Raw genomic sequence first — 26,057 nt, 5'->3', positions numbered from 1 at the left:
AATATTTTAGAGGGAATACTGATTCCACATCAATATCCCCCTTAATAATTTAGAGCGAATTTCGCTAAAGCACTCGATTATTTAGAGCGCCATTATAGTTGGTTAGTGTTTTTACATCATACCTATTCAGTTTCGATAAGCCCGTAATCTCCATCATTACGACGGTATACAATACTAATAGCATCTGTTTCAGTATCACGATATACGAAGAATGAATGTCCAATTAATTCCATTTGCATAATTGCTTCTTCCATATCCATTGGTTTTGGAGTAATTGTTTTTGTTTTTACTAATACGTCTTCTTCTTCCTCTTCTAAAGGTTCAATTGATGCTAAATTGAATGCAAGTTTATTATCTTTAGATTTTCTGTTTAATCTAGTTTTATACTTTCTAATTTGACCTTCTAATTTGTCGATAACTAAGTCAATTGCATTGTATAAATCTTGATCCACAACTTCTGCTCTTAAAAGTACATATTCAGTAGGAATTGTCACTTCAATTTTTTGTCCGTAAGGATAAGTTCTTACAAGTACTTTGGCTTCAACATTTTCACTTACAATGAAGTATTTGTCTAATTTTGATAATTTTTCACTGACTTTTTCTTCAATTGCTTCAGTAATTTCAATGTTCTTTCCTCTTAATGTAATTTTCATAATTAATTCCTCCTTTTTGATAACTATATTATACTATAAACTTTTCTAAATTCCTACTTTAATATGCTTTTTTATCCTGCTTAAAAAATACACATAATAAAAAAAGCTCAATTCATGAGCCTTTTTCTACATATATTTTTTTAAATTTTCTACCTTATCTAATTGTTCCCAAGGTAAATTTGCTTCAGGTCTACCAAAGTGTCCATAAGAAGCTGTCTTTTTATAAATTGGTGTTCTTAAATTTAAGGTATGAATAATTCCTGCTGGTGTTAAATCAAATTCTTGTTTAATTGCTTCAAGAATCACATCATGAGGTACTTTTTCAGTTCCTTTTGTATCAATATAAATAGATGTTGGTTCTTTTACACCAATTGCATAAGATAATTGGATTTCAAGTTCATCACACATATTGGCCGCAACGACGTTTTTAGCAATATAACGTGCCATATAAGCAGCAGAACGGTCTACTTTTGTTGGATCTTTTCCAGAGAAAGCTCCTCCTCCATGACGTGCATATCCACCATATGTATCAACAATGATCTTTCTTCCAGTAAGACCTGTATCTCCATGAGGACCACCAATAACAAAACGTCCTGTAGGATTGATTAAAACACGATAATCTGTATTCATATCATATTTTTTAACAACGGCATCCATAATGTTTTCTTTAACGAATTTTTTAAATTCTGCTTCATCAAAATCATCATCATGTTGAATGGACATTAAAATAGTATCAATTACTGGTTTTTCATCTGTATAATCAATTGTCACTTGTGCTTTCATATCAGGTCTAGCCCATTTAAAGGTTCCATCATGTCTTAAAGTTGAAGCGTAACGAACTAAATGATGCGCAATTGAAATAGCAAGAGGCATATACCCTTCTGTTTCTTTTGTCGCATAACCAAACATAATACCTTGATCTCCTGCTCCACCAACTTCCTCATTTGTTCCAAGAGCAATATCACTTGATTGACTATCCATGACAACTTCAATCTTACATGTTTTATAATCCATTCCTTTAGCTTCATCATCATAGCCGATTTCTTTTAAAACATTTCTTGCCACAGCTTCATAATCTACTTTCGCATTTGTAGTAATTTCTCCACCAATGACAACTAAGTTTGTTGTCGCAAAACATTCACAAGCAACACGTGAGTTAGGATCTTGTTTAAAACATTCATCTAAGATGGCATCACTGATTTGATCACATACTTTATCAGGATGTCCTTCTGATACAGATTCTGACGTAAATAAAATTCTTTCTTTCATTTTCTTCCTCCTTAAATAACAAATAAAAAAGCTTCCTAAAGAGAAAGCCGTTAGGAAGCTTTCTCTTATTGTTCAAGAATAAACTTGCTCAGTAAAGGCACCTTCTAACATATAGGGTTGCCACCACTTCATCGATCTTCATCTCATGGTTCTTAATAAGAGTCCTTTTTATTTTATTGATATTCTTCTTTTTTTAATGATGTCATTTTCTCTATGAGATCATCTTCCAAACCAAGATCTTTCAAAATATGAGCAATTTTGATTTGTTGTTGTTTTCTTTCATTCACTTTCATCACCTAAAATAAGTTTGTGAAATCGAATAAAATTTATGATATCTCCAATGACTAAAACATAATATTACAAACTCTCTATAAATGCAAGAAATTTATGCTATAATGCACTAGAAATATTTTGTACTTCTAAAACACCAGGAACTTCTTCCATTAAGATTTGTTCAACACCATCTTTTAAAGTGTCATCAATCATGGTACATCCAGCACATGCTCCAAGCATTCTTACATAAACAATACCATCTTTAAAATCTACGTATTCAATATCTCCACCATCTCTTTGTAAATAAGGTCTTAATTTATGAATGACATTTTTTATTTGTTCTTCAATATTTTCCATTTTTGCAAACTCCTTTTTTACTTATTAAGTATATCATATAAATCCTACCATATTTTATATTTTTTCCTTATTAAATACAACACATATGCTTAAATTGTGCTATAATAGTGCCGCAAGGAGTGAAATCAAATGACAAAACTCATCAAACGAGGGGATATCATTGATGTTAAAATAACCGGTATTCAACCTTATGGTGCTTTTGCTCTTTTACCTGATAATTCAACAGGATTGATTCATATCTCAGAAATATCAGATAAATTTGTTAAAAGTATTGCCAGTTATGTGCATATTAATGATATTGTGAAAGTAAAAGTCATTGATTTTGATCATTCTAGCAATCACGCCAAATTAAGCTTGAAAGCTGTTGACAATCGTTTTCGAAGAAAAGACAAGAAACTCGTCTATAAAAATCCACGAAAACCAATTGTAGAAACACCTAAAGGTTTTTTACCTTTAGCTCAAGCAATGGAAGAATGGTTAAAACAAGGTGTAATGGAGGAAAACTAAATGATCACATTAGATTTATCAAAAGCAAAATTAGCTGAAGATTTAGGATCATACAAAGAAAAAGTAGCAGAAATTCATGATATGATTCGAAACAAAACAGGTGCTGGTAACGATTTCCTTGGTTGGGTTGAATTACCAGAAAACTATGACAAAGAAGAAGTTCAATTAATGAAAGAAACTGCTGCTAAATTAAGAGAAAAAGTAGACGTATTATTAGTATGCGGTATCGGGGGATCTTATTTAGGAGCACGTGCTGCTATTGAAGCAATCAATGGTTTATATTCAGATGATAAAGTTGAAATCATCTATGTAGGAAATACTTTCTCTTCAAATTATATTCATCAAGTTGCTAAATATATTGAAGACAAAGATTTCGCTATCAATGTTATTTCTAAATCAGGAACAACAACTGAAACATCTATTTCTTTCAGAATCTTCAAAGAAATGTGTGAAAAGAAATATGGTAAAGAAGGAGCTCGTGAAAGAATCGTAGCTACTACTGATAGAGAAAAAGGTGCTCTTAAAAAATTAGCTACTGATGAAGGTTATGTAACATTCGTTGTACCTGATGATATCGGTGGACGTTATTCAGTATTAACTGCTGTAGGTTTATTCCCTATCGCTATGGCTGGTATCGACATTGATGAAATGTTAAAAGGTGCTAAAGATGCAATGGTTAAATATAACGATGCAAACATCGAAACAAATGATGCTTATCGTTATGGTGTAGCAAGACAATTATTAAATAAAGCTGGATATTCAGCAGAAATGTTTGTAACTTATGAATTACAATTAAATAACGTTGCTGAATGGTGGAAACAATTATATGGGGAATCAGAAGGTAAAGAAAATAAAGGTATCTTACCTCATAGCGCTGTATTCTCTACAGATTTACATTCATTAGGACAATTCATCCAAGAAGGTTCTAAAGTTTTATATGAAACAATCTTCGAAGTTAAAAATCCACAAAATGATATGATTATCCCAAGTGATCCAGATGATTTAGATGGTTTAAATTACTTAGCTGGAAAATCAGTTGATTATGTTAACAAAAGAGCTTGTGAAGGTACAATCGATGCTCATGTTAATACTGGTAATGTACCAAACATCATTATTTCATTAGATAAAATGGATGCTTATGGATTTGGTTACATGGTTTATTTCTTCGAAATGTCATGTGCAATGTCAGTTTACTTCTTAGGAGTAAACCCATTCAACCAACCTGGTGTTGAAGTTTATAAGAAAAATATGTTCAAATTATTAGGTAAACCTGGTTATTAAAATCAAAGAAAGTAGATTTGTTCTACTTTCTTTTTTTTTACATATTTTATAATGGTGATATGATGAAAAAAGGAAAATATATTTTAATTATGCTTTCACTTTTTATATGTGCTTATCTTTTTTCAAATCGTATGACCCCTAGAATTGAAAATATTGCCAGTAAAGAAATAAATCAATTTATTCAGATACTTATCAATCATACTTCATTTACTCAAAAAATAGATACACATAAACTCTATAAAAAAGAAAATAATTCCATCAGTTTTCAAATGAATTATATCAATGATATTGCCTCTAATTACATCCATAATCTTGAAGAAACTCTTTTAAAGCTTGAAGAAGGCTCTTACCAAGAAAACAATCATTCTCCATACAATAAAAAACTCTTAAAAATCAATCAACAAAAAGGTATTGTTGCACGTATACCTATCGGTTCTCTTACCAATAATATTTTCTTACAAGATCGAGGTCCATCTTTTTCCATTAAATATAAAACACTCTCTTTAACTTCTTCAAATATTGATAAAAAAATTAAAAATTATGGGATCAATCATCTTGCTATCTCTATTGATTTAAATGTTACAATTGTTTTACAAATTCTTGTTCCCTTATATCATGAACATTTTAAAGAAAATTATACAATTCCTCTTGTTTATGAAGTCATTGAAGGTGAGGTTCCCTCATGGTATCAAAATTAAGTATTTTAAAAACATATTATCGTCTTCCTTTAGAAGATCAATTTTCATTTACTTATGAAGATGAACATTATTATTTAACAAATAAACCTTTTCCTTTATATTATCAAAAATACATTTCTTTACTTCAAATCAATCCCTTTAAAATCATTAATAATATTTACCAACAAAAAAACTCTCAAGGATACATCCTTTATCAAGTACAAAGCATTCCTCTAGATATCCAAAAAATCATTTCCCTATCACTCATCCCTCAAGAAACAAAAACAATAAAAGAAATAAAAAAAGAATGGATTCAATATTATGAATCTATTCTTATCTATACACCTTTAAATTCCCTAGAATATCAGATCATCTATTATTCTCTATTTACTCTTTGTCAGCTTTCTATCGAACTTTTAAATCATTATTTCTTGTCCACAACAGCCATTAACCTCTCTTATCAACATAAAAATATTCATTCATATGAAGATGTTTATCTTATAGAGAATATAAACCTCAATTTATACATTCATGATATTGTCTATTTATATCTAAACAATACAATCACAATCAATCAATTAGAACAGATAATCAATGAATATAATCTCACTTCAAAAGATCTACAAATTCTTTTATGTTATGCGCTTTTTCCTCAAATGTGTCTTGTACATTTCCAAGAAGATTCTTTAACCAAAAAAAGGAGAAGATTAATAAAATATAATAAAAAATTGTATTATCTCATTCTTCTCCTTCAAAAATATATTCAAATCCCACCTCTTAAATGGATAAAAAAGGGACAAAATAAATTTTGTCCACACGGTAATAATCTTTGAAGATTATTACCTTTTTCTTTAAAATGTTAGTTGGTGATTTTATGATTGATGATACTAACTATGCTGACTGCCTTGCTTTATACAATTTTAATCATGTCGATAAGATCAAAGGCAAGAAATCTTTTTCCTATATCTTTAATGACAATATCAACTATATCCGCTCTCTTTATAATAGAGGTAAGATCAGAAACGTTACCTATGATACCATCCAGAAAACTATTCTTTGTGGTTTCATCTATCATGGATATGATCTTTTTGTCTGCCCTCATTGCGGTAACGAATCTATCGTTCCTCACAAATGTCACTTTAAGCTCTGTACTTCTTGTGGTACCAAAGAGGGTAAATTGCGTGCTGCTCATATTTCCTCTATCGCACTCGATGCCAAGCACCGTCATATCGTCTTTACCATTCCAAAACATCTAAGAGGTTATTTTATTAAAGACAGATCCCTTTTGAATCTTTTTTTTATCGCTGCCAGAAACACCCTTGCCTGTGTTTTTTCTGACGCATCCAAATTCTTAATAGATAAAAAAAACACTTACATGGTAAGTGTGTTAGCTCCTTCATGGAGCGGGTGATGGGGATAGTTCCAAATACAGAATTTACTGTTAGTTTCTCTAAATATCCCAGTATCAAAGCTAAAAAAACAATAAATTATACCAAAATCACTTCTTTAATAGAGGTGATTTTTTGCTTTATCAAAAACTAAATATTACATCCCAGCGCATGGCTTCCGCAGGTGATGTAAGTAAAAAAACATTAAAGCAAAGCTTTAATGTCTATTTAGAGGACAAGGAGGAGTTAGCCGTGATCACATCATCTGAATACGTTGCCTACGATACATTCACCGATAGAAAATCTATCTTTGAGTGGCTGAAATCAAATGAAACAATCTATAGCAATCAAGATGATTATGTAACTGTAATCAATCATCTATGCGATTACAAAGAGAAACATAGTTATTCCTATGGTCAAAAGGAAGATAAAAAATGCTATTCAAACATTTATGGCCATTTCTTGGAAATCATGATTCCTGATCTCAAAAATGAAGAAAAACATACATTAATTAAGAATTATATGTCTTCTTTACATCCGTGTTATAAACTTAAAAGTTTTCTCTATTGTTATAAATTTACCAAACAAGGTAAAGGCAACTATATTCAAGTTCTTTGTTTTACTAGAAAATACTTCAAACGTAAGCAGGAAAAGAAATTGAAATACAACAGAGATTTCTATTGGAATCCAAACACAAAAAAGATTTCTAAAAAAGATGATATAGATGCGGTGCTACTTCATAAAAAAGGTGATGTAAAAAAAGACATTGATGGAAACACATTGAAAGAAACATTCTATGTTTCCCCTGTTGAGGAAAAAGTATTCAAATATCGTACAATTAAAAATTTAAGAAATCGACTAGTTAAGATAATTGAATACGTAAAGCTTTTAAAAGATCGTGATTATTGGAAGCATCAAATTAAATATTTTTCTAGAATCACCATAAAAAAATCAAGTTTTAAAAATAAAGAGAAATTAACTGCTAAAAATCAAATGATTGCAAGAATAAATGCAAGTGTCATAAACATGCAAGAAGCTTTGTATAAATCAAAATACTGGTATGACGTGGAAAGATCCTTTCACAAACTCATACATCACATTGATAAAACTCTCTACCAAACAAACTGGCATGATCCTATTTCTGGTAATTCAGTTTATCTAGGAACTAATCAATCTGTAGCAAGTATTAAAGACAATCTCACTTTATTTGAAAACTTTATCAATCAACTTCTAAATTCATGGTGGTATGATGAAATCTATTTAGGATTTTATATAAATTACTAATAAAAATTTGATGGAAGGAGAATAAAAAATGTTAGATGTCATATTAAGCAACGATACATTCAAGTTAATGGATAAAACATTAAACTATGTAGCTGATTCTATATCCTATCGCTTTCCACATCATTTAGAAGAGACTTCAGATGATGTAAGAATTGAGTTAGATAATGTTCCAACACTTCCAATTTCTATCAAGACCACATCAATTTTAAAGGCTGAAAACTCAATAATTGGTAAAAATGGAGAATCATCCTATCTCAATAAAAAATTAGATCAGCAAAAAAGTGAAATCACTTATATTTCTATAATTTTGAATGAAGTCAATGACTTGAAATACATGCACAAGTACATCATTATCTACTACTATTTTGAAGCAAAAACAATAAATTCAATTATTACTAAATTAAACATATCAAAATCGTTGTTCTACAAATACAAAAAAGAAGCATTGATGATTTTAGCACTATGTTTACCTGAAATATGTGTATTTAAAGGAGGTGAAAAAAATGAACTATGAAGAAGAACAAGGTTATTACAACGTCATGATCTGTAACAAAAAAACAAAAGTTAACTTTACTATTCATTGTGTTGATGAATATGACCGTGAAAGAACAATCAAACAAGTTGTACTTTATAAGTGCTTCGGTCGTGACTGGTATGTCTTTACTGATGAAGAAGAGGAAAGAATAATCAAAAAATTAAAAAAAGAGAAAAAAGAAATGAAAGCAAATGGAAAACTCGAAAAATGGGAGGAAGGAAGAACATGGAAATATTAATCAAAGAACCACTTAAATCTATTACAAAAGTATCTGTTGAAAATCTTGAACTTAGTACCCTGCTTCATTTAATTGACTGCGATACTATCGAAGTAATTAATACACCAGTATTTAAAGAAGAAAATATCATTCTTCTTGTAGATGAAGACGGAAAATTAAAAGATAAAAAATTTAATTTTGAAATTTATCACGGTGGCATAGCAAAGACAACTTTTGTAGGAAATGTTATTTTTGCTGGAATAGATAAAAGTGGAAAATGGGTCGGATTAAACGAAAAACAAATTGATTTTATTTATGAAAAATTTTCTAAAGAATATTAAGAAAAGACTAAAAATTAAAGAAAGATAGAGGAAAAGAAAAATGTTTAAATTAATTGCTGTAACAAACTTAAAAGGTGGAGTTGGAAAAACAACAACTTCTACATCAATCGCTAAAGGTCTAGCTGATAAAGGACATAGAGTATTGATTATTGATGCCGATCAACAAGCTAACGCTACTGATCTAGTAGTAAATATCGGAAATAATATCGAAGAGGAATTTCTAGATAAAATGCTTGTTGACTACGAAGAACTATTTAAAGACAAATCAAGTGATGAAAAGATGCTTACATTCATGCAATCACTATATTCTTCTTTATATAAAGACTATGGTATCAAAAATACTTTAGCTGATGTCTATAAAGATGGAGATAAAAACATTGAAAACTATATCATGAAAACCGATGTCAAAAACCTTGACATCATCCCCTCTTCTCTTGATTTAGGAAGAACAAAAATTGAATTAATTATTGAATCATTTACAGGTGGAACAATAAGTAAATTAAAACAAGCTCTTGAACCAGTTCAAGAAAAATATGACTACGTCATTGTTGATTGTCCACCTGACCAAAATATGATTATTTCAAGTGTCATCTATGCCAGTGATCTTGTATTGATTCCTTTGAAAAGTGACAAAGGATCATTAAAAGGTTTCTTACATACTTACAACTATATGATGGATATTCAAAAGAAAAATAATTTAAATCTTAATTTTAAATTTATGTTTTCAATTTTTGATAATAACAAGGTCAATAAAAAACTATATAAAGTATTCAAGGCATTTGCTGGTGATTACTTATTAAACGGATATGTTCGTTATAGAGGTAAACCAGCAAGTGAAGCCTCAATGAATAACCAATATTTAATAGATAGTAAATTAAATATTGGCTACGATTCTAAAAAAGTCGTGGATGAAATCGAACAAATTATTTAGAAATTAGAAAGGAGTTAAAATCATGGATTTGATAGACAATGAAGCAACATTAAATAGAGTAGAAAATCTATTTAATTGCATACAGGTAGCATTTACAAGTTCAGAACTTTATCAAATTAAAAAGATAAATGCTTTTGAAATCGATGAAGAAACTGATCTTGCCCTTCTCGTTTCTATTTCACGAAAAGGAAAAAATAAAAATATAAATGAATTTGATACTCTCGTCTATCAATTCCTAGATTTTGCTTCAAAAAGATTCAGTGCAGTTGAAAAACAGTTTATCTATCTACACTATTTTCTAGGTGTAGGAGTTAATGAACTAAAGGAAGGATTTTATGATTTCACTTACAACTGTACCTATTGTATGAAAAACGCATTCGTAATAGATAAGAAAATAAAAAACAAATTGATGTATGTTTTCACTAATGTTGTTGAATACAAGCATCTTTAAAAAAGGAGAAATATAAAATGTTAGATTTTACTGGAAATTTAAATAGTTTTGAATCCAGCAATATCGATTTTGCTGACGATCTAAAAAATAAACATAAAGTAGAAATGATAGATATAAACAAATTGAAGCTAAACCCTTTAAATCCACAATTCGATACTGAAGAAGAAATTCAAGAACTCGCTGACAAGATTTACCACAACCCTAAAGGAATAATTGATACTTTAGCTTGTTATCGTGATGATGATGGAGATTATATTCTCTTATCAGGTCATAAGAGATTAAAAGCTTTAAGATACAATGTTGAAAACGCTGATCAATTAGATGACACAGGACATATTCAAAAAAATGTCAACTGTATCGTTGTTCCTAAACCAGTAGATGAAATCGAAGAACAACAACTCATTATGGATTATAACGGTTATCGTAAGTTTGAAACTGAATATCAAAAGAAAGCATTATTTTTACAAGGCTATCAACTGTTTGCACTAAAAAAGCTTAAAGGCGATTTCAACGGTCGAGTTAGAGAAGAAATAGCTAAAACAACGGGTCTTGGGAAAATGAAAGTCGGAGATTTAAAAAAAGAATTAGAAGATGAAATATTCAAATATGCCTGTGAAGTTCTTAATCTAACAAATCAAGGAAAAAAAGTCGACAAATACGAATATATTTCATCTAAAACCCACCTACCAAAAGAAACTATTCAAGTTGCTTTTGATTCTCTCAAAAAACAACTAAAGGATGGAGAAAGAAAAGAATACGCAAAAGATAAGAAAAAAACTCTTCTTACTAAAGAACAAATTACGTTTAAAAAAGAACTTGATAAAAGAAAAAAATTTGCTAGTAGAAAATTAGGATGCCCTGTTGATACAACCTATAAAGACAATAGTTTTACAATCAAAATCACTTCTACTGCTGAAAATTACGAAAGGATCATAGAAGCATTAGGATTAAATGGAGAAACAGATGAATAAAATAAAAAACTTTTTAGAGAGAAATAAAAATAAGTTTATTGGTTTCATTATCTTTATTTTAGGGGTTGGATTAATCGTTTATGAAATCATCCATAGTGGAATAATACAAAACTGGTGGAACTCACTATCTGTTGAGGTTCAGGCAACAATTATTATTGTTGCCATCCTCACAATAGTTCTGCTTGTTGTAGGTATTGCATCATTCTTATATATTAAGTTCTTAAGACATTTAGGAAGACTTGCAGGAGAAAAAGTAAACAAAAAAATAAATAACAAATCTTATTCAAATAAAGGAGAAATAAGAAAATGAATAATTCTGATGCTTATACCTATATATTAAATAACATTCTAGAATACAAACAAATGATCATAGATAATTCATTATGGATTTATAGTTTTGCAAAATTTGAAAAAATAGATGAATTTAAAGGAATGGTCGAACTCGTACATCATTTTGAATTAATCTCTGACAAAGAAAAAGAAGAACTAACAAACTTGATACTTAATGATGCACTACTAGTTGATAAGTATTTCAAAAAAAATTAAAACCATATGTAAAGGAGCAATCATAAAAATGAAAAACATATATTTCTTTTCAAAAAAATCTGATAGAGATTCTAAAGAAAAAAGCTGTAAAAAGAACGGTCTGCACTATCAATTATCTACAAATAAAAAAAATCCTATAACACAGTTTGATCAATACGGAAATGAATATGAATGTCCGTATGAAATAACTGTATTTCTAGACTGATTAAACGGAGAAAGTTTATATGAAGATCAAAGAAAAATCTTTAGAAAACTTAAATGAAGCATTGGATTTGCTAAAAAAAGAATTAAATGATGAAACTAACGGTATTACAAAAAGAGAAAGAAAAAGATTAGATACCGTTACATCAAAGTTAATTATCTTAATTGAAACAATCTATTACAAGCGAGGAAAATAACATGCCATCAATACACAGCGTTGCACAAACACAACATAGAAAACAAGAAAAAATTGAAATTATTGAACGGAAGTTCAAAGAAATACTTGAAAAGGATTATAGAAATCAATCAGCTTATAAGAATACTGAAGCACGTAATCATGAACTTGCAAGTCTTATGTCACAAATGGAAAATTGGTTTGATATTCCTTTTCTACTAGAAGATGCGAAAAAAGAAACCAATCCTAAAGTGCTGGAGCTTTATCAAGAAATTTCTAATGCTCGTGACTTTAGTATTTATTAGAAAGGAGACTACTATTTATGAGTAATTCTATTATTCTTGGCTTTAATCTCGGAGGGGTCATCATATGTTGCATTTTTCTCAATGATGCTTTAAGAAAAAATCGTCCATTGAAAACTTTAGTAACTTATAGTCTTATTACTATTTATGGTTCTATTCTATTTGTAAACAGTGTTTATAAGATTATACAAAGTTTAATTTAAAGAAAGGAATGAAAATATGAGTGATAAAGAAATAATCGAGCTTGTTGCTTCTATTGAAGCAGTGAAGGATTTTACAAAAGATTTTGATGTCATCTTTAATTTTATTAATAAGGATGATTCAAAAGATAAAAAAATTGATGCACTTGAAAATGTAATCAATTCAGCAATGAATTATGTTAAACAATTTGTTTCGCTAGATGAAAATGAAATAGTGGAATATACCCCTATTTATGATGTTTTACAGAATTGCTGGATCTTACCTATTAATAAACTTAATGGCGAATTCTATGCCTATATTTTTAGAAGCGATAATGGGGCAACTTATGTAGATAGAGTTCCATTTGAAGCTGGAAGATTTTATTCAAAAGAATTGATCCAAGTTGGCTCTTTTGAAAAGGAAGTGAACTAAATGGACGAATTCATTTTTACACAATTTTCCTGTGCGAAATATGGTGTTTTAGATCTACTAATTGAATATACAAAAAAAATAGATGTTCGTATTAATGGTGGATATATTTATAACATCACCATAGTAAACAGTGCAAATGGAAACAAGGCACATATGGTTATTGTACAAAAAATAATATTACCTTATGAATATAGGAGCTTATCAAATAAAAAAATTAAAGAAATTGTTAAATTACAATTACAACATTCAAAAGAACTATGTGATGAATTAGCAATAGCAAAAACAAGTTCTTTTGAAAAAGAAGATAAACATACAGGAAAAGAGGAAAATAAAATTATGGAAAAAAATTCAATAGATAAATGTGTTAATATTGCAAGAAATTTAAACAATATGAATGATGAAGAGATTCTTCTTGTATATGATATGCTTCTTGATCAACAAAGAACCGCTTTAGAAACAAGTCTTTTCTATCAAATATATGAAAACAAACATAAAGAATTAAAAAAATTAGAAGCAAGAAAAATCATAGACAGTTATATTAGCGATTATTATGATCAACATCATCATGAATCAATCTATAAATATCTTATGACAAGAATTAATGAAGAAAATATGGAGTAATATCATGAAAGAAATATCAGATACTTTTCTAGCCTGTTTAGGAATATCGAATACGATTATTTTGCTTTGTATATTAATAATTATTGCCAAAAATATTAAACAAATTATAATTGATTCCTCATACCCTATTGTTTTAGTCCTTTTATCAAATGTGGCATCAAGTATTTGTAAAAGTTCAATAGCTTCAATTTATGGTTTAACAAGTACTATTATCATTTATCTTATTGAATTAGTAATACTTGTCTATTCAATAATGCAACTATTTAAATATATAAAAATTGCTAAAAAATTAAAAGAAAGAAAACTAATTGAGGAACATAACAATGATCAGGGACACAGTAATTAAAGAATTGAGGTGATACTATGGAATTGAATGACGTTGTTAGAAAAATAAAAAAATTGTTAGCTGTTGCTGAAGATCCATCTGCTTCTGATCAAGAAATTCAGTTAGCAGCGTATCGTGCTGAAAAGCTAATGTTTAAATATAAGCTTGATAGAAAAGATATTATTGAAAAAGACAATTCTTCTAAAAATGTCGAAAAATATTATTTTGAGAAAAAATATACAGCTTATTTAGTTTGGACTTTAATGTCAATAGCAGAATATTGTCAAACTCAGGGTTTCTATAATGGAAAATTAAATTCAAAAGCATATTTAGGAATTATAGGCTTTAAGGATGATATTACTCTATGTAAAGAAATTGCATTACCTATACTTGATTATATGGAAGATACTTTAATTGATTTAAGATCATGCTATATAGGTGAAGTGGATTTTAGAGTATTTAAAAGAAATTGGTGTGAAGGTTTTGCATCAGGAATTAAAACCCAATTAGATAAAGGGTTCATAGAATTAAAAGAAGAAGAGAAATTTGAAGTTTCAATTATTGATCTACACCCTACTGTCAAAGCATATGTAGAAAATGCTCTTATCAGTAAAACATCACATTTTAAAAGAAATAGTAACGAGGGCTATGAATTAGGTATCGCAATGGGTAGCAAATACAACTTTATGAATAAGAAAGGAATTGAATAATATGTCAAGTTGCCATAGCAAGTTAAGCAAGATAAAGATTGTAAAACTTGCAATTCTATTTTATATAGTAAGACCTTATGTTTATATAAAAAAATCCTATGCTAATGAAAAAGATTTAGAAAGAGCAAAGAATCTTCTAAAGAAAATTGAAAATGAAGTAAGTAACTTCGAAAAATCAAACAATATCAAATAAAGGAGAAACGTTATGAAAAACAAAAAAACACTTAAATTATTAATTTTGTTAATTTTATCAATTATTTTTAATGTATTTAATATATACGTAATGAATTATAACAGTGATTCTGTTAATTATTTATTAATACATACTTTATCACGCTATATGAGCCCTGTTCCAATATTATTCATTGGTTATTTATTATGTATGATTTTAGAACCATTGATAAAAGAACCATTAAAGAAATATTTACCTCTTATTTTTATGTTTCTAACTTCAATAGGTATTTTCTATTTAGTAATAAGATTTTTTTAAAGAATGAAATAAAAGAAATACAGAAACTTATAGCAAAGAGAAACGAGTTGATTTTAATGAATAGATCAATTAGAAAATATGGTTTTGTACCATACTCTTTGTTAATAGATTTAAATAAGGAAAATAAATGATGAACGATTTAATATTAAAATTAGTTAATTATGTTTTACCAAATTTTTACCATAATCTATGTCGATTGATTGCTATTACATTATTGCTATTCTTTATAATATTTGTATTATCAAAATCCAATATTATCCATATTTTTTTTAAAAGGATATTATCTAATAATTTCTTTAAGATATGTATTGCTATTATATTGCTTTTAGGAACAATTGCTGGATGTGTAATATCAATAGTTGAAGCGTTTTGTTTGGTGTTTTTACCTGTTCTTTTCTTGGATAGCATATTTTTAAATATCATACGATTTACTATTTATCATCTAATTCTAATATACTTGCTCAATAGATTATTCAAAATTGTTTATCAAACTGATTTATTAACTGATTCTATTTCGTCATTCTTTTTTGTGTTCATTACTTGTTTCGCAATTCTATTTGCTATTTGAAAGCATAACGATTATTATGGTTGTCACTCATCTTGTCAACAGCGTAATATGAAATACACATTGAAATAAAAGAAAAAGATATGAAAGGAATTGATCAAAATGTCAACTTATTATAAAGATATTCAAATTGTAAAACATGCACTTCAGTTTTATATAAAAAGACCTGATGCAAATGAAAAAGATCTAGAAAAAGAAAAGAAACTACTAAAAAAAGTTGAAAATGAAGTAAGTAACTTCAAAAAATCAAACAATATCAAATAAAAAAAGGAGTTTTTAAATGAATAACACAATCTTATCCTATATATTTATAGCTCTATCAATTATATTCCTATTTTGGAGCATATTCAAAACGGAAGAAACAAGAAAAAATAACCATAAAGACATAAAAATTATTCTTCTTCATTTAATAGATTTAGCTTTAATAATAATTAACATGGTTGTAATAGGAAATGTTCTATTAAGCAAACAAAGCACCACTTCTTCCGTAATGCCAATTTATATGATCCATATGGCTGGTTCTAGTATAAAAAATTTTGGTTTAATGATAGGAATAGCAATCCCATTAATTATTATCTGCTATCCTTTATGGAAAAAAATATCTAAAAAGCTCAAATCAAGTGGCTTATCAATAATCAATATATTTGAAATGATTTTATTATCTTATGTAATCTATAAAATTTTAACCAAATTTATAACATTTTAGAAAGGCTGATGTATATGGATGATGAAACAAAAAAATATATTTTATTTGTAATTGTACTTTTGTTTATTGATCAAATAATGAAATTAAATTCATTTTGGGGTCTAATTATTACAATAACAATTATTTTATTATCAGTATTATTTGCTTTATTTTACAATTTTATAGAATACTCAAACCTAATGTTTCCAATAAAAATTCTAATAACATTTATTACATTCAAAATCATAATCCATTATGTAATAAATAACATTATTGTTTATTTAAGATATTAGTATTACTTAATCTTATATAATCAGATAATAAAATAAGGAGCAAATAAAATAAATAGTAATTATTTAAAAAATATTTTATCCAATAGAAATATAAGTATTTATAAACTTGCAAAATTGAGTGCTATTAGTGACGGTAGACTCAATCAAATAATTAATAACAAAACAAAAAAACACAAATTTCAACTATTGTAAAAATAGCAAAAGCACTTGATCTTAATGAACATGAATTTGCTAAACTGTGCGGATATGAAGAAGAGGAGGATTAAAAAATGATAATCAAAGAAGAACTAAATAATTGGAGAGAAAATGAGTTTCAGTGGTTGAAAGCAACAATGTATAAAAAACAAGTTGAAGAAGCAATAGATTTATATAGCACATATTCAGATGTACTAAATTCTAAAGAAAAAAGAGAATTAAAGAAATTGAAGAAAAAGCAATGTCATTTTATTGTAATTGGACGCACTAAAAAATCAAAGTAATTCTTTTACCATAAAGAATATTTTTGAGTTTTTAATCAGTTGTTTTTGGCGATTAATATCTTGTTCTTTATAGAAAATTAAATAAAATTCATTGATTATATAATGAAATACATAGCTAAAATCATTACAGTAACAAGATCTAGGAATTTGATAAAAAGGCAAATAATGAATATTAAACTGTTCATTTTCTAGCAAATACTTTTCAAAAGTATGATTACCATCAATGATTGTAAAATAACAATCTTTTGTAATAAAATCAGTGACTATGATTTTAGAATCATAATTTATAGATATGTTGAAAAAATCAGGATATTCATGATAGATCATATTAAAATTAACCTTGCTACTTTCATATGTTTTGAGCTGAATTTGGTCGTTATCTATAAGATACAAAAGATGTTTGATATTAAAATCAATATGATACAGACCAAAATCACCTAAATCATAATCTTGAGTATAAGGATTTAAAGTTTTAATTAAAGCTAAATCGGTCAATTGCTCACTGACTTCAATATTATTAAAGATTTTCTTTATAGCTTTAAAGTACCTATAAGTAAAAAGATGTTTATTTTTATTATATGTATCATCTAAATATTTAAACAGAAGATCTTTATTCAAAATCATTACCTCATTTCACTAATTATAACTAAATTATACTGTATAAAATAACAGTATTCAATATTAATCATTTCATAAAAGGAGTAGAAAATGAACACTTTATTTCTAATTAAATATTTAAAGCACAAAAGAATAACTGTCTATCAACTAAGTAAAAGGACAGGTCTTAATGAATCCAATTTAGGAAAAATACTTAACAAAAAAACAAAGAACCCTCGTATTGATTATTTATTAACTATAGCAAAAGCACTTGATCTTAATGAACATGAATTTGCTGAATTATGTGGATATAGAAAGGATGATAAAGATGAAGAGGAAAATTAAGAATTATATTCAAGGAGAAATTTTATGAATATAAATATTTTGAAAACCCTAATGGAAAAAGAAAATATTTCTATGTATAGATTAAGTAAACTATCTGGTATAGAAAACAAAAGCATTTGGAATATCGTTAATAACAAACGAAAAGATCCCCAAATCTCAACTGTTGTAAAAATAGCAAAGGCACTAGATCTTAATGAACATGAATTTGCTGAATTATGTGATTACAAAGTCAATAAACAATCATGTATACCACTTGAAATTAAAGATGAAAATGATACTCATTACGGTGGGAATCCCTTACTTGGAGAATGGATTACAGGAACTTGTCCTAAATGTAAAAAAGATGTGCAATTAGGAATGAATTACTGTTCAAATTGCGGACAAAGGCTTTTATGGAATGAAGAGGAATAATGAAAATGAATACTAATCAACAAATAACACTATTACTAATTATTGATTTTATCTTTGCATTAGTATCTATAGTTACGATCAAGAGAAAACCATTATGGACAAATTTTCTAATAAAAAGAATCTTAACATTATTATTTTGTAATATTGTATTCTTTTTGACACTCTATTTACTTCATTGACATATATAAAAATTTAACTAAAAAATAAAGAAAGAAGGAAAATAAAAATGAAGTTAAAAGATAAGAAAATTACTCAATGCAGCTATATTGGTTCTAATGGAACAAAATACAATTTGGGATACGGAAATAACTTATCTCCTGAAATCTCATTAAAGCTACAAACTTGTCAAGTTAGTAGTCTACTTTTATTTTGCAATAATTTAATAAGTTTTATGAAAAACTCACTGAAAATACCATTACACTTTGTAATGATGTACATGTTATTAATGAGCATCTATGGTATGAACATTATGATAACAGGTACTTATCAAGTTTATCTTTCTGACGTTTTCATCACATCTTTTTTTCTTAAAGCAATAACTAGTTATGCTTTATTTATTATGTCCGTTGGATTGTTTCAAGAATTTGTTTTAAGAAAAAAAGTAATGATCAAATATATAACATTCCTATTTCGTCTAATAATTTTGTACATAGTATGTTGTTTATGCATAAAAACACCAACATTTGATATTGAAACGTCATTTAATATACCAGAGTATTATGCAATATTAGAATTTATTGGACAAATTATAAAGCTCATTTTGAATACTATAAAAGATTACTGGTTATACAAACATAATCGCTTTGTCTATTTTAAAAATTAAATAGTAATATAAGGAAAGAAATAATGGTTGAAGACATATTTATAATTTTATTTGGTTTATTATCTATTGAGTGTATGGATGAATATGAAAAAGAAAAAAAAGCAACAAGATGACTATGAAAATTTTTATATTAGGAAAAATATCAGATATATTTCTTATATTTTTTTAATTTCTTTTTTCTTTGTCAGATTTAAAGACACTAATCTAATTATTGCTTTTAACGTAATGAAACCTTTTGCTATATTGCTTTTTTAGTATTATTTTTAGAATTTATATCATGAAAGGACATATAAAAATGAAGAAAATCAATAATTACATAGAAAAACATACTACACTAAGTTCACTATTATTATATTTTATCGGATATTTACTTATTGGAAGTTTAATAATATCTTTCACTCCTTCAAAGTATCAAATATATACTCGTTTAGTCATATCTCTTATTCTTTTCTTTTCTATGATCAGAATTTCAAGAAAAGAATTTGATAATGTAATTGAACAAATTAATGAGGTACTTGGAACAGGAGCATTAATAACAACAATAACAACATTTATTATTTTTGTAATCAATATTGCTTTAACATTCCTATCAGTAGTTATTTTTAAACAAACAACTGTAAACAATAACATTATTAGTTTTTTATTTGCTCAACACCCTTATATCATGGGCTTAATCACGATATTATTATTGCCCTTTGTTGAAGAATTACTGTTTAAATCACAAATTTTTAAAAATACCAAATTTCTTAAAGAACATAAAGTTATTAAAACAATCATAGTTGCCTTATTATTTGCCAGTTTTCATTGTATTACTGAAATTACAGCACTAAATTACAAAGTTATATTTTCATTGATCAACTATTTTATATTTTATGTAATCACAAATACAATATATATAAAAAGTAATTATAATATAATGAAACCTATAGCAATCCATATGTTATTAAATACATTATCATTAATAATTACAATATAATCATATAAACAAAAAGAGCCAAGTTGGCTCTTTTTATATTTTTAAATGCCATGGGTATAACAAATGAATGCTTTATTGTATATTGCTAATAAAAGAAAGGAGTGTTTTTATGAAAACTTAAAAAAATTATATGAAACCTGTCCAAGACTTCACAGAAAAATACATGAAATATATTATAAGTAAGAAGTTTGGAAAATAAAAACTAAATATTAAGCTAATTAATGAAAAAGAAAGGAAGGATATTAATGCTTAAATTTGCAAAAAACTTTATCATTAGTCTAATAGTATCATTATTTGTTGTGTATTCTCAGGATTATCCTGTTCAACCTGCACAGCAAAGTATACCAGCATATATTGTTCACTTAATAATATTATATTTACTTGCTGATATGTATAAAGATTATTTAAAAAAAGGATACTTTAACACGTCGATATTAATGATATTTTTTTGTGTGTCTGTTTCAACGATTTTTTCAATTATACTAATTCCCCTTATTACTGGTATGACTTACAGCAATGGTTATAATATGTTAAACTTCATCAAAACTATTGAACAAAGTTTAACAATCTTGAATATTGCCATGTACTGTTATGACAATTATTTTATAGAATTGAAATAAAAAATTGAATAATTATGATATACTATTGGTGCAGTCATTGGACTAGCAAAGTGTATTAAGAGAAAGGAAGTACTTCAATTCTTCCTTTTTCACTATTTTGAATATAAACAATATTCTCAAAATTAATAAAAATAATATTTTCTACTATCAACTTGTATGAATGAATTCTTAAATTTATTTTTAAATCTTTTATTTTAAATTAAATATGCTATACTATATGTGTAGTCGTTGGACTAGCATTAATAGACTAAATGAAAAAGGAAGAATTGCCGTTCTTCCTTTTTCGCTATTTTGGATACTAGCATCAATAGACTTAAGCAGTTAAAACTACTTTAATATAAAAGCGGTAATAACTAGAATTAAATAAAGAATAACTAAATATTCCATTTAATCCTCTCTTAAAGTCACATCAATGCTAGTCTCCTAGTATGATGTTTTAACATGCTAGATCCTCCATAGGCACTTGAGTGCTTTAAAATTATATCATAATATAAACCATATTTCGACAAATTATAACAATAATAATATATTTCATAAAATCTGAAATATTTTTCTAAACTACGTGGAAAAAAAGTTGAGATTTTATTTATTACCGTATGCTATACTAATAATAGTTAAAAGAACAGCAATCTTTTAACTGTGTTAAATCAATTTAGCAGTTGATTTAAACATTTATCTTTTCAAGGGTTCTATAATCATAGAAACCCTCCCAATTTTTCTCAAAAGAGCCAACTTAGCTCTTTTTTATTTTGGAAAAAAAGTTGAGAAATAATTTTTCAGTTAGTGCTATTATACAGATGGTTGGATCTCTCCATAGTCCAACTTGATTTTTTCATATTCCATTTTTATTAGTTAAGATTAAAAATCAAGTCTTGTAATCATCATTCTTAACTGATAAAAACTTCCTTTTTTAAAATCCAAGATAGAGCTGTCATCAAGCTCTTTTTTGGTATAAAGAAGAAAATTATAGAAAATATTCAAAATATTCAGCGATATTCAGGAAATATTCACTTTTCGTGGAAAAAAAGTAGAGAAAACGGTTATTTATATATATTAAAATATCTATAGTTGAAAGTTATGTAAATGAACTTTCAACTTTGTGGACTCTTAAATGATATTTTCAAGTTCGTTTATAATCAAATCAATCTCATTTATTGAGTCCTCTCCCAAATAAATAAAAGAGCCAAGTTGGCTCTTTTATTTTATCTAGAAATAAAGAAAGGATACTTACTATGAAAGAGACCATTCAATTAGTTCAGGATAATGAGCATGTTATTAATGAAAAAGCTTATAGAAAAGAGAATGTAGAAAAACTTTTATCAAATCTTCGTTGTATAGATGTAGCAACAAATATTTTAAATCTTAATATGGAACGTGCTAGAAGCAATCAAAGATATTTGAAAGCAAAAGAACATAGTTCAATGGTATTTGATTTAAAGTCAAACAGAGTATTTTGGAATGCAAGAACAGGAAGTCAACCTCTCAATGTGGTTGACTTTTATTGTGAATATAATCAATTTTCTAAAGCTGAAGGACTTGCTAAACTTTTAGATTTTTATTACACAAAATATGATGGAATTGATAAGGATATTTATTTATATGATGAAGAGCTTGAAGAAACATATCGACAAAAAGAATTTGTTCTACCTATTGCCAATGAAAATAATCAAACAGTAATTGATTATTTAACACATAAAAGATGTTTAGATAAAGATTTGGTTGAGGATCTAATAAATAAGCATTTATTATTTGAAGATACTTTTCATAACGCTGTATTTATATCATACGATTTAGAAAACAAAGAAAAGCCTGTTTTTGGTTGTCGAAGAGGAACTGGAGAAACTAAATTTCAATTAGATGTCTATGGTTCAAATAAGCAAAATGGATTCTTTTACAAATGCCCTATTCCTACAGATACATTGGTTGTTACTGAAGCAGTTATTGATGGATTGAGTTATGCTACTTTAACCAAAGATAATCCTAATGCTCATATTCTTGCATCATCAGGTTGCGGTTGTGCCCTATCAACTTTGAAATACAATCTTAAAAATAATGAAGAACTTAAAGATATTAAAAAAATAAGACTAATGCTTGATTTAGATGATGCTGGAAAAACAGCTTCCAATAAAATAATTGAAGCATATAAAAATAAATCTCTTTTTAAAATATCAGAAAATGAAAGTATTGAAGAAAAAGCATTTGATATTAAAAGTGTAAAATTCAACCTTAAAGGACATGAACAGTTAAAAATAAATGATCTTAACCAGCTTTTGCAAGTAAAACATTATTATGAAGAAAATGCTAGAAAAAGAGAAATCATGAAAGAACACCCTGAACGTTATACTGTTTTAAAAGTACACGATAGTTATGATTCAAAAATTGAACCAGTAGAAAATGAACAAAATGAAGAAATCAATGAACATGATGCACAAACTTTGTAAAAGAGCCAACTTGGCTCTTTTATTACATTAATTAGAAAGGAACATTTAAATGGAATATAAAGAAACACAAAACAGTATTTTATTCAAAAATGAATATGAAGAAGAATTTTTAAAACTAACTAAAGAATTTGGTGTTGACGCTGTTAGTAAAGCTTACTCTAATGATGAATTTTCTATATATTTCTTCTCATGTATTGAAGATCAGGATAAAATAAATAGTCTCATGAATTCATTAAAGAAAAAAACAAAATGTGATATTATTGAAAATTTTGATTTAGATAACAATGAACTTACTACTAGAACTAAAACTAATAGTGGATATAGAAAAACAACTAAATCATTAAAAGATCTAATTCAAAAAAGGATAAGCAAAGAAGAATTTTCTAAAATAAACGATAAATTAGACTATGAGCTTCTAAACAAAAATAGTATTCAAGAAAAGATAAAAGTACTTTCACATGAGTTAAAAGAAGATAATGTTAAATGTTATATTGATAATAAGACAGTAAATTTAGGTATTGGTTTCAGTAATCTCAAAAGGCTATGGCTTTCAATAGATATTGATGATCCTCATGATTCAATGACACATATTATCAAAAATCTTCAAAATAGAATACATGATGAAATTCAATCTTTAAACATCAACGAATGGGCAAAGGAAAGATATGAAAAAATAAATTCTGTACATCCTTTAGAATATTTTATGGATGATGCTACAAATCTTAAAGAAAGTTTAGAATCATTGAACGTTACATTGCAAGATTCTATGGAACTGTACTATTCCTATGTAAAAGACATGATTATTTATCATGCCATGGAAAAATCTTTTTCGTGTAATTGGATATGTGATAAAAAAGATATTCAAGAACAATATCACCTTGATAACAATGAATTCAATCATGTAATTTCTCTTCTTGAAGCAAGTGATATGCTTACCTATTGCGAATATGATGAACAAACGGGTCAGATTGATTTCAATATAACAGCTTTGTACAATATAGGTTATGTTGATGAATACAATCAATTTGAAAATTATTTTAGTGACAAAAAGGATTACTTTGAAAATAAGTTTGATGAAAAAGAAGATATGATGATTGTTTCTTCTGATAGTACATTTCCTAAATATGTTGATTTCAAAGGAAGTGAAACAGCTTTTTGCAATAAAAGAGTTATTTGCTTTGATGAAAGACATTTAGACTTTCATAAGGAAGTATTTAAAGCTGATTACTTTGATGTTATACACAAAATAAACACCATTGAAGAAGAAACTGATGAAGAAGAATATGAACTAGAAATTTAAAAAGAGCCAACTTGGCTCTTTTGTTTTTCAATATATAAATAGAAAGAGGGATTAAAAATGGATACTTATTATGATGTCGAAAATACTAATACGGGAGGTATGATTGTTAATGTAACAGAAAAAAAAGGTGATGATACTAAAACATTTGTTAAAAAATTTACAAGATTTACAGAAGGTCTTGATTATATTAATAAATCACGTTTTCATGAGGCATTTGATGCACTAAATAATCTAGGATGGTCATACGCTCATAGGGGTAAAGATATTTCTATAGAAATGTTTTCACCTTGTGGAGAAAATTTATTTGTATTTGTTCCAAATGTAACTTTTGATTATACAAAAATTGAAGCTATAGAAATTATAAAAAATCAATTTAAATTGCTCTATGATAATTTTGATGCTCATAATCACGCTATTGAAAAATTCATTTACAATAATTGTTGTACCTTCAACTATAATTTTGATGATCATAATCACACTATTGAAAAATACCAATCAACAGATTTCTCGGAACATACTGATGATTTAAGTGTATTTGTAGAAGATGCTAAAGCAATTCAAGAGATATATTTGAGTGCTTATAAAGAACTCGATAAAATCATTGATTGTTTACAAAACAATGAACAATATATTTTTGTACATCCTAAACACCAGTCAAGCAGCCAACCTAATTTAAACAATAAAATTGCTAATTGGCTAGTTGAACATCAAAGTGTATTAGATGACTTATCCTCATATTGTGACATTGAAACAGAAGAATTAATATCTAGCTTAAATACTAAGCAAAGTCCAAATATTATTTTTAATAATGGTACTCCTTTTAGAGTGATAATGCGTGATGAAGAAACAAATGTAGCATTATTAAAAAATGATAAATCAGGGTTCTATAATGTTGCTTGTGACATCAACAAAGAAAATAACAGTTGGGCTTATAGTCTTGTATACACTGAAGATTATGATACAGCAAAATCTTTTTATGCCAATAAAACTGCTGAAAAAATGGATTATGAAAGATATAGAACAATGGAATATTTAACAGAAAATTACCCTACTGTTGATTTTGAAAATATAAAAGGTATTGTAGAACATGCTAAAGAAATCTATCAATATGATGTTGAAGATGAAGTTGGTGAAAGAATAACACTTGAAGATTTAAGCGAATTTATTACTAAAATGTATATCGAAAATGATTATCAAAATAATAATATTACATTCATTCAATCACCTATTTCTGATATGGGAAACTTGGAATTATTAGACCAATTCTTTAATAATGATTTAGAAATTGAAGACATACAACAAGATGATGAACTAGAAATATAAAAAAAGAGCCAAGTTGGCTCTTTTTAGGGTATATTAAATTATCCGGTGCTTAGAGGTTCGCTCTAAATTATTAGGCGGAGTA

Annotated in this window: 35 protein-coding genes and 1 riboswitch; of the genes, 31 read left to right on the top strand and 4 right to left on the bottom strand. The window is 27.2% G+C overall.

Annotation, left to right across the window (positions count from 1 at the left end):
- Positions 1–122: 122 nt before the first annotated feature.
- From hpf to LJD34_RS11300, 3 genes are all read right to left on the bottom strand, one after another.
- Positions 123–653, bottom strand: coding sequence for a ribosome hibernation-promoting factor, HPF/YfiA family (gene hpf, locus LJD34_RS11310; protein ID WP_147579962.1), 531 nt, complete (start codon positions 651–653; stop codon positions 123–125).
- Between the two features lie 126 nt (positions 654–779).
- Entirely contained in the window at positions 780–1,922 is a 1,143-nt protein-coding gene (gene metK, locus LJD34_RS11305) for a methionine adenosyltransferase (protein ID WP_032091416.1), read from the bottom strand.
- A gap of 62 nt (positions 1,923–1,984) precedes the next feature.
- A riboswitch (SAM riboswitch) is annotated at positions 1,985–2,084 on the bottom strand.
- A gap of 228 nt (positions 2,085–2,312) precedes the next feature.
- Positions 2,313–2,552, bottom strand: coding sequence for a NifU family protein (locus LJD34_RS11300; RefSeq protein ID WP_032091417.1), 240 nt, complete (start codon positions 2,550–2,552; stop codon positions 2,313–2,315).
- 129 nt (positions 2,553–2,681) lie between these two features.
- Here LJD34_RS11300 and LJD34_RS11295 point away from each other — a divergent pair, with 129 nt between their 5' ends.
- The 23 genes from LJD34_RS11295 (at position 2,682) to LJD34_RS11185 (ending at position 17,139) form a co-directional block, all read left to right on the top strand.
- Positions 2,682–3,059 (top strand): S1 RNA-binding domain-containing protein, encoded by a 378-nt coding sequence (locus tag LJD34_RS11295; protein ID WP_022001228.1) that lies wholly within the window; start codon positions 2,682–2,684, stop codon positions 3,057–3,059.
- Positions 3,060–4,340 carry a glucose-6-phosphate isomerase gene (locus tag LJD34_RS11290; RefSeq protein WP_022001227.1) on the top strand — a complete coding sequence of 427 codons (1,281 nt, stop codon included), beginning with the start codon at positions 3,060–3,062 and terminating at the stop codon, positions 4,338–4,340.
- 62 nt (positions 4,341–4,402) lie between these two features.
- Positions 4,403–5,038, top strand: coding sequence for a sporulation protein YunB (locus tag LJD34_RS11285; protein ID WP_032091418.1), 636 nt, complete (start codon positions 4,403–4,405; stop codon positions 5,036–5,038).
- Entirely contained in the window at positions 5,023–5,850 is an 828-nt protein-coding gene (locus tag LJD34_RS11280) for a hypothetical protein (protein ID WP_227359922.1), read from the top strand. The genes LJD34_RS11285 and LJD34_RS11280 overlap by 16 nt, the downstream gene beginning before the upstream one ends.
- Positions 5,851–5,891: 41 nt before the next feature.
- Positions 5,892–6,428, top strand: a complete 537-nt coding sequence (locus tag LJD34_RS11275; protein WP_227359921.1) for a transposase zinc-binding domain-containing protein — start codon at positions 5,892–5,894, stop codon at positions 6,426–6,428.
- A gap of 229 nt (positions 6,429–6,657) precedes the next feature.
- Positions 6,658–7,689, top strand: coding sequence for a hypothetical protein (locus LJD34_RS11270; RefSeq protein WP_227359920.1), 1,032 nt, complete (start codon positions 6,658–6,660; stop codon positions 7,687–7,689).
- A 28-nt stretch (positions 7,690–7,717) separates the two neighbouring features.
- The gene (locus LJD34_RS11265; RefSeq protein WP_117788469.1) at positions 7,718–8,203 is read left to right on the top strand and encodes a hypothetical protein; all 486 of its coding nucleotides are present in this window, start codon (positions 7,718–7,720) and stop codon (positions 8,201–8,203) included.
- The gene (locus tag LJD34_RS11260; protein ID WP_227359919.1) at positions 8,193–8,462 is read left to right on the top strand and encodes a hypothetical protein; all 270 of its coding nucleotides are present in this window, start codon (positions 8,193–8,195) and stop codon (positions 8,460–8,462) included. Before LJD34_RS11265 ends, LJD34_RS11260 begins: the two co-directional genes overlap by 11 nt.
- Complete coding sequence (locus tag LJD34_RS11255) at positions 8,450–8,782, top strand: DUF3846 domain-containing protein (RefSeq protein WP_227359918.1); 333 nt, start codon at positions 8,450–8,452, stop codon at positions 8,780–8,782. Before LJD34_RS11260 ends, LJD34_RS11255 begins: the two co-directional genes overlap by 13 nt.
- 40 nt (positions 8,783–8,822) lie before the next feature.
- Positions 8,823–9,713 carry a ParA family protein gene (locus tag LJD34_RS11250; RefSeq protein WP_117868117.1) on the top strand — a complete coding sequence of 297 codons (891 nt, stop codon included), beginning with the start codon at positions 8,823–8,825 and terminating at the stop codon, positions 9,711–9,713.
- 22 nt (positions 9,714–9,735) lie between these two features.
- Complete coding sequence (locus tag LJD34_RS11245) at positions 9,736–10,164, top strand: hypothetical protein (RefSeq protein WP_227359917.1); 429 nt, start codon at positions 9,736–9,738, stop codon at positions 10,162–10,164.
- 17 nt (positions 10,165–10,181) lie between these two features.
- Positions 10,182–11,135 carry a ParB/RepB/Spo0J family partition protein gene (locus LJD34_RS11240; RefSeq protein ID WP_227359916.1) on the top strand — a complete coding sequence of 318 codons (954 nt, stop codon included), beginning with the start codon at positions 10,182–10,184 and terminating at the stop codon, positions 11,133–11,135.
- Positions 11,128–11,445, top strand: a complete 318-nt coding sequence (locus LJD34_RS11235; RefSeq protein ID WP_227359915.1) for a hypothetical protein — start codon at positions 11,128–11,130, stop codon at positions 11,443–11,445. The genes LJD34_RS11240 and LJD34_RS11235 overlap by 8 nt, the downstream gene beginning before the upstream one ends.
- Complete coding sequence (locus tag LJD34_RS11230) at positions 11,442–11,681, top strand: hypothetical protein (protein ID WP_227359914.1); 240 nt, start codon at positions 11,442–11,444, stop codon at positions 11,679–11,681. The genes LJD34_RS11235 and LJD34_RS11230 overlap by 4 nt, the downstream gene beginning before the upstream one ends.
- A gap of 224 nt (positions 11,682–11,905) precedes the next feature.
- Positions 11,906–12,079, top strand: coding sequence for a hypothetical protein (locus tag LJD34_RS11225; RefSeq protein ID WP_227359913.1), 174 nt, complete (start codon positions 11,906–11,908; stop codon positions 12,077–12,079).
- Between the two features lies 1 nt (position 12,080).
- A complete protein-coding gene (locus tag LJD34_RS11220) occupies positions 12,081–12,362 on the top strand; it encodes a hypothetical protein (protein WP_227359912.1) in 282 nt (93 codons plus the stop codon).
- Positions 12,363–12,578: 216 nt separating this feature from the next.
- Positions 12,579–12,971: a hypothetical protein gene (locus tag LJD34_RS11215; RefSeq protein ID WP_227359911.1), complete on the top strand. Its 393-nt coding sequence runs from the start codon at positions 12,579–12,581 to the stop codon at positions 12,969–12,971.
- The gene (locus LJD34_RS11210; protein ID WP_117851602.1) at positions 12,972–13,592 is read left to right on the top strand and encodes a hypothetical protein; all 621 of its coding nucleotides are present in this window, start codon (positions 12,972–12,974) and stop codon (positions 13,590–13,592) included.
- Between the two features lie 4 nt (positions 13,593–13,596).
- Positions 13,597–13,938, top strand: a complete 342-nt coding sequence (locus tag LJD34_RS11205) for a hypothetical protein (protein WP_117851599.1) — start codon at positions 13,597–13,599, stop codon at positions 13,936–13,938.
- Positions 13,939–13,955: 17 nt separating this feature from the next.
- Positions 13,956–14,627: a DUF2786 domain-containing protein gene (locus LJD34_RS11200; protein ID WP_227359910.1), complete on the top strand. Its 672-nt coding sequence runs from the start codon at positions 13,956–13,958 to the stop codon at positions 14,625–14,627.
- Between the two features lie 1,157 nt (positions 14,628–15,784).
- The gene (locus tag LJD34_RS11195; protein WP_178475069.1) at positions 15,785–15,946 is read left to right on the top strand and encodes a hypothetical protein; all 162 of its coding nucleotides are present in this window, start codon (positions 15,785–15,787) and stop codon (positions 15,944–15,946) included.
- A gap of 16 nt (positions 15,947–15,962) precedes the next feature.
- A complete protein-coding gene (locus LJD34_RS11190) occupies positions 15,963–16,388 on the top strand; it encodes a hypothetical protein (RefSeq protein WP_227359909.1) in 426 nt (141 codons plus the stop codon).
- A 541-nt stretch (positions 16,389–16,929) separates the two neighbouring features.
- Positions 16,930–17,139 (top strand): hypothetical protein, encoded by a 210-nt coding sequence (locus LJD34_RS11185; RefSeq protein WP_227359908.1) that lies wholly within the window; start codon positions 16,930–16,932, stop codon positions 17,137–17,139.
- On the opposite strand, the gene LJD34_RS11180 is transcribed toward LJD34_RS11185, so the two are convergent.
- Positions 17,131–17,757, bottom strand: coding sequence for a hypothetical protein (locus LJD34_RS11180; protein ID WP_227359907.1), 627 nt, complete (start codon positions 17,755–17,757; stop codon positions 17,131–17,133). The genes LJD34_RS11185 and LJD34_RS11180 overlap by 9 nt on opposite strands.
- 90 nt (positions 17,758–17,847) lie before the next feature.
- On the opposite strand from LJD34_RS11180, the gene LJD34_RS11175 reads away from it, so the two are divergent.
- The 8 genes from LJD34_RS11175 to LJD34_RS11140 all read left to right on the top strand — a co-directional run bounded on the left by LJD34_RS11175 (position 17,848) and on the right by LJD34_RS11140 (position 25,975).
- Positions 17,848–18,081, top strand: coding sequence for a helix-turn-helix domain-containing protein (locus LJD34_RS11175; RefSeq protein WP_227359906.1), 234 nt, complete (start codon positions 17,848–17,850; stop codon positions 18,079–18,081).
- A gap of 24 nt (positions 18,082–18,105) precedes the next feature.
- Positions 18,106–18,492: a helix-turn-helix domain-containing protein gene (locus tag LJD34_RS11170; protein ID WP_227359905.1), complete on the top strand. Its 387-nt coding sequence runs from the start codon at positions 18,106–18,108 to the stop codon at positions 18,490–18,492.
- A gap of 226 nt (positions 18,493–18,718) precedes the next feature.
- Positions 18,719–19,315: a hypothetical protein gene (locus tag LJD34_RS11165; protein ID WP_227359904.1), complete on the top strand. Its 597-nt coding sequence runs from the start codon at positions 18,719–18,721 to the stop codon at positions 19,313–19,315.
- 295 nt (positions 19,316–19,610) lie between these two features.
- Positions 19,611–20,291, top strand: a complete 681-nt coding sequence (locus LJD34_RS11160) for a type II CAAX prenyl endopeptidase Rce1 family protein (RefSeq protein ID WP_227359903.1) — start codon at positions 19,611–19,613, stop codon at positions 20,289–20,291.
- Positions 20,292–20,536: 245 nt separating this feature from the next.
- Positions 20,537–20,911, top strand: a complete 375-nt coding sequence (locus LJD34_RS11155; RefSeq protein WP_227359902.1) for a hypothetical protein — start codon at positions 20,537–20,539, stop codon at positions 20,909–20,911.
- Between the two features lie 1,232 nt (positions 20,912–22,143).
- Complete coding sequence (locus LJD34_RS11150; RefSeq protein WP_227359901.1) at positions 22,144–23,352, top strand: DUF3991 domain-containing protein; 1,209 nt, start codon at positions 22,144–22,146, stop codon at positions 23,350–23,352.
- 49 nt (positions 23,353–23,401) lie between these two features.
- Positions 23,402–24,652 carry a hypothetical protein gene (locus LJD34_RS11145; RefSeq protein WP_227359900.1) on the top strand — a complete coding sequence of 417 codons (1,251 nt, stop codon included), beginning with the start codon at positions 23,402–23,404 and terminating at the stop codon, positions 24,650–24,652.
- Positions 24,653–24,709: 57 nt separating this feature from the next.
- Complete coding sequence (locus LJD34_RS11140) at positions 24,710–25,975, top strand: hypothetical protein (RefSeq protein ID WP_227359899.1); 1,266 nt, start codon at positions 24,710–24,712, stop codon at positions 25,973–25,975.
- The last annotated feature ends 82 nt before the right edge of the window (positions 25,976–26,057 follow it).

It is taken from the genome of Faecalibacillus sp. MSK20_93 (assembly GCF_020589945.1).
GTDB lineage: Bacteria > Bacillota_I > Bacilli_A > Erysipelotrichales > Coprobacillaceae > Faecalibacillus > Faecalibacillus intestinalis.
The sequence above is the reverse complement of the archived record's forward strand: the minus strand, read 5'-3'. Positions and strand labels throughout refer to the sequence as shown.